Here is a 283-nt window from a genome sequence, read left to right on the forward strand (position 1 = left end):
CGTATCGGAAGGTGCGGCTGGATCACCTCCTTTCTAAGGAAGAAGAAGTAAGGAAAGTTGTCTATTGTTGAGTTATCAATAAAGGAAGTTCTTTTCACAGGGCTCAAAGAACAATTTGAGTTCTAAGCTCAAAAGGACTTCGCTAAGAACTCAATATTTCTGGTGGCGATGCGGTCAGGGGACACACCCGTTCCCATCCCGAACACGATGGTTAAGACCTGATCGGCCGATGGTACTGCACTGGAGACGGTGTGGGAGAGCAGGTGGCCGCCAGATTATAAAA

1 rRNA gene is annotated in these 283 nt (G+C 47.7%); it reads left to right on the forward strand.

Annotation, left to right across the window (positions count from 1 at the left end):
- Positions 1 to 158: 158 nt before the first annotated feature.
- Positions 159 to 276, forward strand: a 5S ribosomal RNA gene (gene rrf / locus PGY05_RS16495).
- Positions 277 to 283: the final 7 nt, after the last annotated feature.

Source organism: Coprococcus sp. AF51-11b1 (assembly GCF_027682785.1).
GTDB lineage: Bacteria > Bacillota > Clostridia > Lachnospirales > Lachnospiraceae > Allocoprococcus > Allocoprococcus comes.